Origin of the sequence: Alteromonas antoniana, assembly GCF_019249295.1 — a bacterium.
In the GTDB taxonomy this organism is placed as follows: domain Bacteria; phylum Pseudomonadota; class Gammaproteobacteria; order Enterobacterales; family Alteromonadaceae; genus Alteromonas; species Alteromonas antoniana.
The window spans coordinates 170,780-184,159 of sequence record NZ_JAESDH010000005.1 but is presented as its reverse complement, the minus strand read 5'-3'; the positions used below and the strand labels follow the sequence as shown (position 1 = coordinate 184,159).

Sequence of the window (13,380 nt, the reverse complement as noted above, 5' to 3'; positions counted from 1 at the left end):
CTGTTTGTTCGGCAATCAGGCGGCCAACGCGTATACCTGTCATTTTACTTTTTAAGATGCGGCGTACAGGTTTCCTGTACTCGTTTAGCATCAAAAATCTCTATCCAGTAGCCATCGGGATCTTTGATAAAGGCAATGCCTTTCATCGAGCCATCGTTCGGCTTTTTCTGAAACGGCACATCCAGTTTTTCAAAACGTTCGCAGGCAGCCTCTAAATCCGGCACGTGAAAACCAATATGGCCAAACCCTTTAGGCTCGCTGTTTCCATTATGATAAGAAACCGATTCCGGGGTGTCGCCCCAGTTATGGGTTAATTCCAGCATCGCGGGTCGTCCAAAGGTTTGCTCTGTACGCTTTCCTTCATCTTCACTGATATCTGAAAAATCTTCGCCCGCTGTCAGGAAATACAGGCTAAACTCCATGCTCTCGAAATTCAGACGTTTCAACAGCGTCATTCCCATCACCCGGGTATAAAAATCCAGTGAACGTTTAGGATCTGCTATACGCAGCATGGTTTGATTGAAAACAAATCCATCCGTTGCGGGATCTTTTTGCTCGCACAATCCGTCTGCTTTATCAAAATGTCGACTCATAATTTTTCTCCGGTTAGAAGCATATATCAGTTGATGGGGACGTAAATGTGATTATACAACTGGGCCTTCCCCGCCATTTCCTGAAGCGCAGCCCTCTTTTACTTATAATTGAATACCGGTACGAAACAGAATCAGCTCCGTCTCACCTATCAAACATTTTTTGAATGTACTCTGGTAACAAGCTCTCTATCCGTTTGAGGAAGATTGCGGACACAAAAAAGGAGGCGATAAGCCTCCTTTAAATGAATCTATATTCTTACCCGATGGCTTTCGGGTTTGGCCCGTACTCGTTGTCAGGGTTACTGTCCAGACAGGCAAATACCAACAGAATCAAACCACCAATTAAAGGGATAAATGCAACCAGGATCCACCAACCGGTTCTGCCGATGTCATGCAAGCGACGTACAGTAACAGCGATGGCAGGTATCAGAACAGCCAGCCCGTATATACCACTTAACAGCCCCCACCCGGTATCTGTATCCAAGGTGCCTGTGGCTGCATCGATAAGCCCCAAAACAAGCGAAATAACGAAGTTAAACAACATGAAAAGCCAGTATTCTTTTCTTCTTGAACGTCCTGAGAACTCAGCGTATTTCTTAAGCGCGCCTATGTACCATTCCATAGTATACTCCTTTGATTCTATTTTTATGTTTGTCAGGTTTCGCCGTACATAACCCCTTATGTACTCATTTACTCCCTGTTCTTTGATACTATTAAATGTTACCAGGTCAGGCAACAACCTTATCATAATGCGTTAGCTCTTCTGTCCGGTTACGCAAAGGTAGTGCACAGAGGGCCAACTCGCCGGACCGCCTGCCTGTATTACGATTTCTTAACGTTTGCGTTGAATAGCCGGTACTTCAAAGTAATCATCAATAGATTCTTCCTTTAGCTTTTCAAAAGTCGCCAGCCTGGCTTTACGCTCAGCTACCGATTCACCGAAGACGTCCTGGTGTTCTTTTTCTATCATTTCAGTTATCCCCGCCACGGACAGGATCCCCAATAGTCGCGCAGCATGGATAAGCCCTTCGGTTCGATACTTATGCTTGTCATCAGGCCTGCCCTCCTGAGTATTTAAATAGCTTTTACGCACCGAGTCTTGCAAATATGTAAGGTATTCCTGTTCCGTCATATCCAATCCCTTTTTCTATACTTGCACTACTCTATGAGAGTAATACCGTCTCGGCAAATGTCATACACATTTGCACATTAGTCCAAACGTTACAAAAGCTAGTAAAAAATAAGAAGAATAAACAATCAGGATAAAAACATGCTGTTAACCCGGTTACCACGCTATGTGATTAGCGTGTTTTTGCTTGTATCTTGCACAAAGTTAAGTGCACAGGAGCCCTTGTCCGTTCAGGTTATTGAAGTCAGGTCTGAGCAGGTAAATGAACAGATCACGCTATCCGGTGAGGTAAATGCACTACTGACGTCACGGCTCTCTATCGAAACTGATGGGCTTATCAGAGAACTGTTTGTCGATGTGGGTAGTCACGTGAACAAGGGGGACAAACTCCTTGTTCTGGATGAGGCGCTAGCGACACAATCCGTGAAAGAAGCAGACGCTGCCGTTGCTGCCGCCCGGGCTACGTTTGATGATGCTGAGCGTTTGTTCAGTGAAGCACAGCGCCTTATTGACGCCAACCATATCGCCCAAAGCGAATTTCGCACCAGACAAAGCCGTCGGGATGAGGCCCGTTCGATGCTGGATCAGGCTACCGCCCAGCGTGACCACCAAAAAGAAGTGTTAGCCAACCACACATTAATCGCTCCTTTCTCCGGCGTCATCTCACAAAAGAATGTGGAAGTGGGCGAATGGCATCAAACCGGAAGCCAGGTGTTGCAACTGGTTTCATCTGATAATGTGCGGGTGGATGTGCGTCTTCCGCAGGAGGTGTATCCCCGCTTACAAAACGTGAAGCAAGTTCATCTATTGCCTGACACCGCTCCCGATAAGACAATCGACGGCGAAATTGCCACCGTAGTGCCCGTTGGCACCTCAGCAGGGCGCAGCTTTCTGGTGCGTTTGCAGCCGCTAACCCCTCAACCAGAGCTAATACCAGGCACCTCCGCACGTGCCACCATTGAATTTGAAGTAAACCAGCAGGCGATTGTGGTGCCGCGCGACGCCCTGCTAAGACAGCCCGACGGAAATGTCAGCGCCTTTGTCATTAAAAACGGCAAAGCCGAGCGACGAAAACTAACCCTCGGTGGCAGCGGCGATTACGGCATTGAAGTGCTTGAAGGCTTGCAGCAGGGCGAGCAGGTAGTTGTTCGCGGTAACGAAGTACTCAGCGACGGCCAGAGCGTGAACGTAGAAGTTGTGACCGAGGGAGACCTGTCACAATGATGTCGGCGGCCATTCGTCAGGGCAAACTGCTGACAGTTATCGTGCTTATCCTGTGTGTGCTGGGTATCGCCGCGGCCTTTCGCATGCCGGTACAGATGATTCCTGACCTGGATGTGCGGATAATCACCGTTGAAACCGGCTGGCCCGGCGCCACACCGCAGGATGTAGAGAAAGAAATTCTTATAGAGCAGGAACGCTATCTGCGTACCCTGCCGAACCTGGTGCGCATGGAGTCTTTTGCCAGCACCGGCAGCGCCACCGTCGAGCTTGAGTTCCCTTTCGGTGTTGATGTTAACGAAGCGCTTATTCGTGTGGCCAATGCACTGAGTCAGGTTCCTGCCTACCCGGAAAATGTCGACCAGCCGCGATTGTTCAGTTCCAGTTTTTCGCAAAATGCCTTTATGTACTTTATGTTGCTGCCCAAAGCCGACAACCCGCACGGGCTGGATATGGATATGGTGGGTGACTTTGTCGAAGACGTCGTGCGTCCGCGCATGGAACGGGTTACCGGCGTCTCGCAAGTTGAGGTACGCGGCAATGCGCTGCGCCAGATAAAACTTTATGTGGATCCAGTTAAACTGAGCCAGCGCGGCCTCTCTCTGACCGATGTCCGCGACGCCGTGCGCGGAAGAATGAACGATGTCAGCGCAGGTGATATTGACGATGGTAAGCGACGTTATTTGCTTCGCACCATTGGTCGCGTGGATGATGTGAATGCCCTGAATGAAATAATTCTTAGTCATAACAATGGCACAAACGTGCGCCTTAAAGACGTCGCCAGAGTCGAGCTTGATCACTATGAAAAGCGCGGGTTTTCTACGATTGGTGGTAACCGCGCGGTAATGCTGGCCGTTAACAGGGAGCTGGGCTCCAACGTGATAGATATCAAAGCCGGGATGCTGGAGGCCGTAGAGGCATTACGTACAGAAGTGCTCGCCCCCAACGGCATGCAAATGATCCTGATTGGCGATGATGTCCGCTATGTGCAGTCCTCGGTAAAAAACGTATTTGTGAATCTGTGTCTTGGTGCCATTCTGGCCTGCGCTGTCATGTACTGGTTCCTGCGTTCAGGTCGCGCTACGCTTATTTGTCTGATGGGTATTCCTGTTTGTACTATCGCTGCCTTCCTTGGTCTGCTGGCCTTTGACAGAACCGTGAACGTAATTTCACTGGCCGGTGTGGCATTTGCTATCGGCATGACGGTAGATAACAGCATTGTTGTGCTTGAAAGTATTGAAAGCGCGAAAAAGAAAGGGCTGTCGGCGCTGGATTCGGCACTTCAGGGCGTGAAGGAAGTCTGGACTGCGGTTATTGCGTCCAGTGCCACTACGGTGCTTGTGTTTGCACCGGTATTGTTTATTGAAGAGGAAGCCGGTCAGCTTTATTCGGATATCGCCATAGCAATATCCGCATCCATTCTGGCTTCCATGGCCTTTGCTTTGCTCGTGGTTCCTGCTGCCTGCGCAAATATCGGGTTGGGTGAAACCCGAAATCGTTCCGCAGCCACCCGTGAACGCATCCTGGGTGCGTTGGAAGGGTTATATACCCGGGCGCACTGGCGCACAGTAACGATTATAGTCAGTATCGTGGGTACGCTTGGCCTGGCCATACTGTTTATGCCAGCCGCCGAATACCTGCCTGAGGGCGAAGAGCCCAAAGCTTTTACCCGCATGTTTGCGCCCCCGGGTTATAACCTGACAGAAATGGAGCGCATCAGCGAGGAAGTGTTAGCAACCCTGGAGGAAGCCAAAGCCCGCGATGCCGACGCGGAGGCCCCGGACAAACTGCTGCCGGCGCTGGAATATTATTCCATGCGTGTTTCTGCTGGCGAAATCTGGGTGATGAGCGAGCCCAAAAACGATGAAGATATCGATGCCATGATGCAGGGGTTAACCACCCTGTTCGAATCGTATCCGGGTATGCGGGCATTTTCTTCACGAGGCTCGATTATCTCCAGTAATCAGGGCGGTACCCGCGCCGTTAATCTGAATATATCCGGCCCAGAGCTGGTCGAGCTTTACAGCACCGCGCGCAACGTCATGCGCCGGGCCGATGATATCTTTACCAACCCAAGGCTGGACTCCTCCCCTGCTTCACTATCACTCGACCAGCCATTGGTTGAAATCCGCCCACGTTGGGACAGGCTGGCCGAGCTAGGTATGGACCCGCAGGCTTTCGGTTTTATGGTGGCAGCATATAGTGATGGCGCGTATGTGGCAGAGTTTATCGAGGGCGATAACAAAATTGATATTTTCCTGTACAGCGAGGCCGGCACAGATCAGAACCTTAATGCACTGAAAATGGCCCCGGTACGAACGCCGCAGGGCGATGTGCTGCCGCTGGATGCCCTGGCCGAATTTGTGGAAACCGTCGACAGCGACGAGCTTCGGCGGGTGGATGGGCAGCGCACGGTGTCTGTGTATATCATTCCGCCGGAAGATATCGCGCTGGAAACCGCCGTATCTATGGTTCAGAACACCCTCATTCCCGAGCTTAAGGCCAGTGGCGAAGCGGGCAAGTCGGTAAGTTTCTCAATCACGGGCGCTGCAGATCAGCTGGAAGCAACCCGTGATGCGTTACTGGCAAATCTTGCGGTATCGATTGTGCTGATTTACTTGCTGATGGTGGCGATTTTCTCACACTGGGGTTTTCCGGTATTGATTTTAATGACAGTACCATTAGGTATATGTGGCGGTATTCTAGGCCTTGTGGCACTGAATTATTCCGGCACACTGCTATCGCTGTTCGGTCTGGCCGGTATACATCAGTCTTTTGACATGATCACCATGCTGGGCTTCGTGATACTGCTGGGAACCGTAGTGAACAACCCGATCCTTATTGTTGAGAAAGCCCGGGCACAGCTTGCAGAAGGCGATAATGTTATTGAGTCGGTAAAACAAGCTGTGAAAAGCCGGCTTCGCCCTATCATGATGTCTACCGCGACAACGGTCTGCGGGTTAGCGCCGCTGGTTTTCATTCCCGGCGCAGGAACAGAATTGTACCGGGGCGTAGGTATTGTGGTGTTGTCAGGGATCGCTTTCTCCATGCTGATCACGCTGACATTCTTACCCTGCCTGCTGGTGTTTGTGTTGCAGTTTTTTGAGCGGCGAAGGGCTTAACAAATAAAACCTATATTGTTATAGGCAGTCTCAATTTTGCATCTGAGCCGCTTGCCGCCCTTTTACTGCAATATCTTCACTGGCTTTGCTGAACCTTAAAAAATGCCGCCTTTTTAAATATGTTGAAGCCAGCTTCGTCTACCTTAATTAAGGTAATTTTATAGTGAGTTTTGTTAAGTCCAGTGTCTATGATGATATCGTCCCCTACAGATAAACTGTATTCTTGCGACAATGAGCCATCCTGGCTGACGACCTGAAATTTTACTGAGTTCGGTTGAACATTATTTACTGATAGCTTGTATCCCTCACCAAAACTCAGCGTGTAACCTTCTTTAGCATAGTAACCAGAGAATAACGTTACCCACTGCACGGGTCCTTCAGGCTCATCGGCTTGTTGTTCTTCAGGAGTCCAACTCTCAGGCATCTCAACGACGGCATCAGATAATTCTTCATAATCATGCTGCAGTGCGATTATTTTTTCTGCCCTTGCTTTGAGGCTCTGAATCTTCGCGAGAGCCTCACTTGCCTTTGCGCCAACATTATTGATTTTTGCTCCTTCTTCCTCTGCTCTTTCGAGCAAATCGCTCAGCAATGTTTCAATTTTTTGGTCAAACTGAGGTTTTACCTCCTCATTGATAGAGGTATTGACGATATCCTCACTTTTTTCTGCGATGTAACCTGGAAGTTCGTACGCACTCACCCCCAGGATGCCACAAATTACTGCTATGATAGCCAGCCCCCAGCGCCGGTTGTGCTTTTCAACCTCACTGGTTATCTGAAGTTTAGTTTCCAACGCATTGATCCTTGCTTCCAAAGCAATGCACTTTTCTTCTAAATCCATGTAAACCTCCGCGTTTAAGACAGTTTCTGGCTCAAACAACAATTACCGGCACGACTGCGCCTGGCTCACTTTCGCTATAGACTGCACCCAACAACTCTACCTGCCCGGTAAGGTTTTGAAGTGCCAGCACAAACCCAATAACTGAAGGATGCATTCGCTCCAGCTCTGCGCCTAAAATTGAAAAGGGAGAATGAATGAGTTCGTCCAAAAGTTCGTTCAGGGAATTTAATTCGGCTATTTTGCGTCGGCGTAAGCGCTCTGTTTCTTCCTCCGTCAATGTGTTTGACACGGGGTGTCCCAACTGCACTTCAATTTGGCGAAGGTAAGCAACCATGCAGTCTGCCGCTCTGTTTAACTCGTTATATAACCCGGTCGCTCTTCTGTATTGTTGCGATTTTTTTGTTCCCCGGTAGATATCTGTCACTTTATCCAGTGCACGACGCATCGACGCGCCAGACATGCCATTAAGTGTATCCACCGCATCATAGAGGCTGACTGCAGATGCCGCTCGCAATACATCTTTGACGCCATCGGCAAGTGTCGTCCCTTCTAATTCTGCAAACTTTTCATACGCCAGGCAGTAGGCCTTTAACGTGCTATCAAAAATGTCTTCATTGGCACGGGATATCGCCGATGCAAACGCGTCCTTTTCCAGACTCATCGAATACTGAAGGGTAACTGTTGCACCTTTACTGGCAGCATTTTTAGCCGCTGCGGCCATGGCCTGCACAGTTTGCATTGTCACTGCCCCGGTACGCTCATAGAGTCTTGAGAACCCGGCTAATTCCGCGTCAGTGAGAGTCGCATCTGAATAGAGCATGTTCAGCGTGCTTTTACTCTGCGCCTGAGCAAGGTAATTAAACGCAGAGCTCAGTGTTATCAGGTTGCTTTCTTTTTTAAACTTGTCGAGTTGCGTAAACGTGCCTTTCCCGTTGAAGGCTGTGAGTTGTCCACGGCCATCTCTGCGGATTTCCACGTCTTGATCAAATAACAATGCTGACACGGATTCCAGGCCAAAGAGGTTGAGTGTAAAAGTGACTGATTTGGTCTTGGATGACACCGCACTGATACTGGCTTCCAGCAATGTAAACTTATCGCTGGTACTGATATCCGGGTTCGCATCGTCTTTCAATACCAGCGAAAAATCGCCGCTCATACACGCCGAGAAATACTTAGCCGTATCGGTGTCAGAAGCCAATGCGGATAAAGGAAACTTCACCTTCAACAAACGACTGTCAGAGTTTACGCTGGTGTCAGTCCGGCTGTAAGCTGCCCCCACTTCCTCGATCATGCTGGTATTGACAAATTCTTCTAACAGCGCAAGACGGGACACCACATGCTTCCTAAAGCGGTGGACAGGAGCTAACACTTCATCAGTCAATTCATTCACGTTAGTCAGCACCTTATCAACGTCATAACCAAAGGCTTTGAGTGGAGCTAACAGCTCACTGCTACTGTCTTTTACTAACTCAAGAACTGCCTCTTTTACCTGTCCATGCCAATGCATGGCGGTCTGTGTGAACAAAGCTTCAAGTGCATTAATTCGTTGTGCAGCGAGATTCAGCCCCAGCAGCCTGCAGAACGATTCTGCGAGTATTCTGGTTTCTTGTGTACCGGACATCCACTCGTCGTAACGTGCAAGTGGTTGATCCAGGAACTGCGCGACACGTTCGCTCAGCGACTTGATAAGCCTGGCTTCGTCATCCTGACCGAGTGCCAGCATCACAATATCCTGCTTCCAGGTGTCTTCGTCTTTTATCTGGTCTTGTATGAAATCAATTAACTGAGACTTGGGATCGTTAACAGTATCCAGAAAATTCAGCAACTTGGCATCCAAATCACTGGCGGCTTTCAGATAGTCAGACACGGTGCGTTTCACACCAGGTGTTATCAGCTTCGCTTCCAGACTCAAGCTGATCTGACGTGAGGAATTGCTTTTTCTTAACGCCTCCACGTAGACGTGCTCTCCACGGGTGAAGGCTAGAAGTTCAAAGTCTCCATTTAATGCGTAATCCACACCACCACTAACGCCAACCTTTACACCCACGTTGTCGGCTCCTGATGAAATTTGCGTGTTGTTCAGGGTCCAGGCATAGCCTGCGCTGACCTTGGCGTAAGCCTTCAAACCTGCAGACAAATCAACCTGTATTGCGCGTAACGTACCCGAAGTTAATGTTTTGAAAGGTTCTGTAAAACTGAACGAGCTGACATGTCGGTAAAGAGAAATAAATAACGGGGTATCTGCAGAGGCAGCAAAATAGAATTTCACCTGTGCTTCTGCACTTCCACTCATGCCCGCCTGCAATGACAACGACATACCCTTTTCAGAAGAGAACGCGCCGTCAACACCGGCATATGCGTTACCCTCGACGCAATAAACCAGGCATGACGTTTGTCTCGCACCTTGCGTCGACACCGGCAAATCATCAAGATATTTGACTATCGCTGCAGCATCGACCTTGAACGCACTGTTAATAACCAGTGTGCCAGCAGGAACAGGAACTTGTTTATGCAGAGAGACTATCGGCAGTTTGACCGATTCTCCCAGCTCGGACGTATCTTGCAGCATTACCTCGATAAGCGAAGTTGATGAACTACCAGAGCTTCCGCTAGCGTTTACTAGTTTCAAAAATGCCACAATCGATTCCAAGGAATATCCTTTCTCAATGAGTGAATCGAAGGACAAATCATCAATATACGTTTCCCATTGGCTCAACTTCTGTTTGAGTGAAGTGAGATTTTCCTCTGAAATGCCATCGACATTTATATCCGGTACCAGGATTTCAGCAATGTCTGCTATGGTACGCAGTGTATTAAGGGGGAATTGACTGTTTACATCAGTAAAAATAGGCATGGTCCTGTTCCTTGGCGTAAAAATGGTTTAGTCGTTATTTTCATTTTGCTTGCAACGCGTTGTTGCTATTGCAGCCAACTTCTCCACATACAACCGCATAGAATGGCTTTTTACCGGCATCCCCAGGCTCACGGCGACACGGCGCCAGAACCAGAAAGCAGTATCCAACTGATTGGGATTGGAAAGAATTTTCAGATTTTTCATCTGGCTGTCTTTTAAACTGGAAACTTCCGGCAAATACCTGAGATCACCGTGGTGCCTGAAGTATTTAAGTTTGGAAGTTGCCAGTTCAATCGTTTCCAGCCATCCATCAATCCAGCGTCCCGGTATCGCACCACGTAAGTAGGCAACTGATTTCCCAAGCAAACCGGCCCAGGCTCCAGGCGGTAATCGCGGCACGATGTCGGCCGAATTCACCACGCGATACACCGGTGTTTTCATGAAGGTAAAATAGTCATAACTGGCAATACGTGGGGCACCAAAGGTGTAGCAGACAGCGCGATACGGTTTCGCCTTTTCCCGCAAGCAAGTGTATTCAAGGTGGCGGGCACAAAGTATAGCCAGCGCCCCACCTAAAGAGTGGCCGGTAAAGTACAACGTAAACGGCTTCTGTAACTGGCCGGCTGCAGATTCTATTTGTTTACGAATATCCGAAAAGACCGAATGGCATGCTGCCTGAAATCCACTGTGGACCAGACCGTCCCCTTCAATCGCTGATGCTTCGCCATAGCGGGAATTGGTGAGCCAGTCTTCAATTTTCTTCTCACTTCCTCTGAACACAACCGCGATAAACGGATCGCTGCCGTGACGGACGCAAACAAACCCTTGTGTCGATCCTACGTTAAAAGGCGTGCCTGCCAGCGATAGATTCGCTTTTTGCAGGTCTTGTTCGAATGCCTTTTTTGAGCTCACATTATCGTTCTGCTTATAAAACCTGTGCCAGGCAATAACTTCATCCACAAAGGCATCGGTGCTATGAGATTGCGTTTTCAGGTAATCGGCTACCTCTTTGGATATTGGTGCAGAAGGCACGACATCCAGATAGGCAAGGTCCGAAAGTTCAGCCAGCAGATAAGCGGTTCTGTCGCTGCAACCAATGCGATCTGTGGGAATATCAAGCAAGTGAGTGTGCTTGAACGGGGTATTAACGCGCCCGGTAGTTTTCACCTTATGATTAACCACCTGACCCAGCCAGCCAGCTAATGCAGTACCTATGGCACTTGCGTAAACCGGGTACTCTTCACACCACTGCCAGAGGTCTGCCAACCACCCCTTGTGCCAGGCAAGCAGTAAGAAAACGATTATCAGTGCATAATTGAAAATAACACCAGCGACTGAAAAAGCAGGAGCCCAGTTTGTAGTTTCAGTTGCTGATTGTTGGTGAGGGTGATTCTTAGACGCATCCATGCCAGTGACACCTGAACAAATTTTATACAAAATAGTTCAAATGTCTGCATTGTCAAATGACAGGGTTACACTTTTCTCTGGTCAGCGTTCGCTCTGCACTGCCTTCTCTTCTCGGAAGCCTGTTGTAGTTAACCTGGCAACAAGCTTCCCAAAGGCTATGTGTCTCACAATTTATTGTTACTGTGGGGCTTTCTCCCGACGAGATATTTTGTCCTTTTAGCGTGGCATTTCCCGGAAACCGGCTAAGCTGTCACTCTTGTTTCAAAAGTATTAGTTCAACCTCGCTGACCGGCAGCGGTTTATGAAAGAAATACCCCTGGAAGCTGTCACAGCGAAGCGCTTTTAACACAATCGACTGACTTTCGGTTTCTACGCCTTCAGCCACAATGTGTAAGTTTAAGCTCTTTGCCAGCGATATTATTCCGCCACACAGCGTTGCCGCTTCCTGACTTTCGATAATATTGTCAACAAAGGACTTGTCGATTTTGAGATGCGTAATAGGTAAGTTTCTCAGATAAGACAAACTTGAGAATCCTGTACCAAAATCATCCAGTGAAAAGCTAATCCCTTCTTTTTGCAGATGCTCCATGACTATGACAGTAGCTTCAAAATCGTCAAATACCGAGCTTTCAACAATTTCAATATCAAGTGCAGAGCCAGACAGATTGTAGTCAGCCAGACGCGTTCCTACAAAAGTTGAGAAGCCCTGTTGCAATAAGGTTTCCCCGGTAATATTCACTGACACCCTGGGTACACTGAATCCGGCTTGTTGCCACTCGCTGATGCGTTTTAGCGCCGCATCAAAAACCCACTTTTCCAGCTCATAAAGCAGGTTGGCCTCCACCGCGGCATCCAGAATGATATCCGGCCTGATAGCGCCCATCTGACTATGGTGCCAGCGCAGTAACGCTTCCAGACCAATTAGTTTATGTGAAACTGCGCATACCTTTGGCTGGAAAACCAGGTGCAGGTCTTCGTTATCAAGTGCCTCGCGCAATGCTTTTACAACTTGCACGCGACGCTCAATTAACAGAAGTTCTTTTTCCGCCAGCAATCTAACCTGCACCCCTTCTCTTTTAGGCAGTGAATGTGCGAAACGAGCTGCGACTTTGAACAGCTCTTGGGGCTCGCTTGTGGCTGCAGTATTGCTGGTTACGGTCACTTTGAGGCTTGGCAAAATATCCACCTCTGTGGTTTTTACCCCTCCTCTCAGGCAACCTTTAAGTTCGCGGGAAAGCGCAATTGTGGCGGACTCGCTAAGCGGACGAAGTATCAACGCACACAAGTTTGTAGTTTCCACACGCCCGAAGATCATAGAATAATTGTCCAGACATGCTTTCAGACGTGATGTCAGCTCTATCATCATCTCATCCGCAACATACGGCGCGAATGTGTCTGCGACCCATCGAAGATTACTAATGGTGACAGTAACAATATGGTAAATACCGGCGTCCCGGTTAGCTGGAAGCTCTCGTTCACAGGCTTCAAAAAATGCGCTGTCTACCAGAGTATTGGTAACTGAATCTTTATGCAGCTTGAGCCTGGCTTTTAATCGTTCGACGGTAATATCGTCAGGTAACAGAACTTCCTGGCGGGCTAATTCCATAAAGGAAATAAGAAGTTTTCTTTCTTTTTGGTCAATCGTTCTGGGCGTAGTGTCAATTACACACAGTGTTCCCAACGGAAAACCGTTTTCATCTCTTATCACTGCACCTGCATAAAATCGTATATTCGGATAGCCAATAACCAGCGGATTATCTTTGAAGTTCGGATGAGTTGATGCATCTTCGATAACCAGAAGATGATTTTCCTGAATAGCATGAGAGCAAAACGCTTCACAGCGGGGCGTTTCCTCAACATCGAGACCTTGTTTTGATAAAAACCATTGGCGGTCTTCATCAACCAGGGATATTAGCGCAATTGGCACATCAAACACGTTGGCTACCAGACTGGTAATCCTGTCGAACCGATCATTGGGCTCGCTGTCGAGCAGATTTAATGCCCGAAGCGCCTTGAGCCGGTCTGATTCACTGTTTGTTGTCTGTTCGGTAGTAACCAAGTCTGATGGAAGCATAATTTCACCTTGTGCTGATAATGCCAGCAGTAGTACCAGCGAATGCAGATGTTGCCAGCAAAAGTCTCAGCGCGCGCGGAAACCTGCGGGAGCGAAAGGTATCACGCAGAAGGATTTACTTATATTAGACTTTTAGAGA

The 13,380-nt window shown here is 48.5% G+C and carries 9 protein-coding genes; 2 read left to right on the top strand and 7 right to left on the bottom strand.

Going from position 1 to position 13,380, the window contains the following annotated elements:
* Positions 1–44 precede the first annotated feature (44 nt).
* From gloA to JKP77_RS06000, 3 genes are all read right to left on the bottom strand, one after another.
* Positions 45–593 (bottom strand): lactoylglutathione lyase, encoded by a 549-nt coding sequence (gene gloA, locus JKP77_RS06010; RefSeq protein ID WP_218310303.1) that lies wholly within the window; start codon positions 591–593, stop codon positions 45–47.
* Positions 594–849: 256 nt separating this feature from the next.
* Positions 850–1,215 (bottom strand): DUF805 domain-containing protein, encoded by a 366-nt coding sequence (locus tag JKP77_RS06005; protein WP_218310302.1) that lies wholly within the window; start codon positions 1,213–1,215, stop codon positions 850–852.
* A gap of 210 nt (positions 1,216–1,425) precedes the next feature.
* Positions 1,426–1,725: a hypothetical protein gene (locus tag JKP77_RS06000; protein WP_218310301.1), complete on the bottom strand. Its 300-nt coding sequence runs from the start codon at positions 1,723–1,725 to the stop codon at positions 1,426–1,428.
* A 138-nt stretch (positions 1,726–1,863) separates the two neighbouring features.
* On the opposite strand from JKP77_RS06000, the gene JKP77_RS05995 reads away from it, so the two are divergent.
* The gene (locus tag JKP77_RS05995; RefSeq protein ID WP_218310300.1) at positions 1,864–2,946 is read left to right on the top strand and encodes an efflux RND transporter periplasmic adaptor subunit; all 1,083 of its coding nucleotides are present in this window, start codon (positions 1,864–1,866) and stop codon (positions 2,944–2,946) included.
* The gene (locus JKP77_RS05990) at positions 2,943–6,065 is read left to right on the top strand and encodes an efflux RND transporter permease subunit (protein WP_218310299.1); all 3,123 of its coding nucleotides are present in this window, start codon (positions 2,943–2,945) and stop codon (positions 6,063–6,065) included. The genes JKP77_RS05995 and JKP77_RS05990 overlap by 4 nt, the downstream gene beginning before the upstream one ends.
* A 76-nt stretch (positions 6,066–6,141) precedes the next feature.
* Here the strand turns inward: JKP77_RS05990 and JKP77_RS05985 are convergent, their stop codons facing one another.
* The 4 genes from JKP77_RS05985 to JKP77_RS05970 all read right to left on the bottom strand — a co-directional run bounded on the left by JKP77_RS05985 (position 6,142) and on the right by JKP77_RS05970 (position 13,241).
* The gene (locus JKP77_RS05985) at positions 6,142–6,906 is read right to left on the bottom strand and encodes a hypothetical protein (RefSeq protein WP_218310298.1); all 765 of its coding nucleotides are present in this window, start codon (positions 6,904–6,906) and stop codon (positions 6,142–6,144) included.
* 31 nt (positions 6,907–6,937) lie between these two features.
* Positions 6,938–9,760, bottom strand: coding sequence for a hypothetical protein (locus JKP77_RS05980; protein WP_218310297.1), 2,823 nt, complete (start codon positions 9,758–9,760; stop codon positions 6,938–6,940).
* Positions 9,761–9,787: 27 nt separating this feature from the next.
* Entirely contained in the window at positions 9,788–11,167 is a 1,380-nt protein-coding gene (locus JKP77_RS05975; RefSeq protein WP_218310296.1) for a lipase family protein, read from the bottom strand.
* 250 nt (positions 11,168–11,417) lie between these two features.
* Positions 11,418–13,241, bottom strand: a complete 1,824-nt coding sequence (locus JKP77_RS05970; RefSeq protein ID WP_218310295.1) for a sensor domain-containing diguanylate cyclase — start codon at positions 13,239–13,241, stop codon at positions 11,418–11,420.
* Positions 13,242–13,380 lie beyond the last annotated feature (139 nt).

Excerpts from the sequence above, each read along its gene's own strand:
- JKP77_RS05995 (WP_218310300.1), top strand. The coding sequence starts at position 1,864 with ATGCTGTTAACCCGGTTACCACGCTATGTGATTAGCGTGTTTTTGCTT.
- JKP77_RS05985 (WP_218310298.1), bottom strand. The coding sequence starts at position 6,906 with ATGGATTTAGAAGAAAAGTGCATTGCTTTGGAAGCAAGGATCAATGCG.
- JKP77_RS06005 (WP_218310302.1), bottom strand. The coding sequence starts at position 1,215 with ATGGAATGGTACATAGGCGCGCTTAAGAAATACGCTGAGTTCTCAGGA.
- JKP77_RS05970 (WP_218310295.1), bottom strand. The coding sequence starts at position 13,241 with ATGCTTCCATCAGACTTGGTTACTACCGAACAGACAACAAACAGTGAA.
- JKP77_RS05975 (WP_218310296.1), bottom strand. The coding sequence starts at position 11,167 with ATGGATGCGTCTAAGAATCACCCTCACCAACAATCAGCAACTGAAACT.
- gloA (WP_218310303.1), bottom strand. The coding sequence starts at position 593 with ATGAGTCGACATTTTGATAAAGCAGACGGATTGTGCGAGCAAAAAGAT.
- JKP77_RS05990 (WP_218310299.1), top strand. The coding sequence starts at position 2,943 with ATGATGTCGGCGGCCATTCGTCAGGGCAAACTGCTGACAGTTATCGTG.
- JKP77_RS05980 (WP_218310297.1), bottom strand. The coding sequence starts at position 9,760 with ATGCCTATTTTTACTGATGTAAACAGTCAATTCCCCCTTAATACACTG.
- JKP77_RS06000 (WP_218310301.1), bottom strand. The coding sequence starts at position 1,725 with ATGACGGAACAGGAATACCTTACATATTTGCAAGACTCGGTGCGTAAA.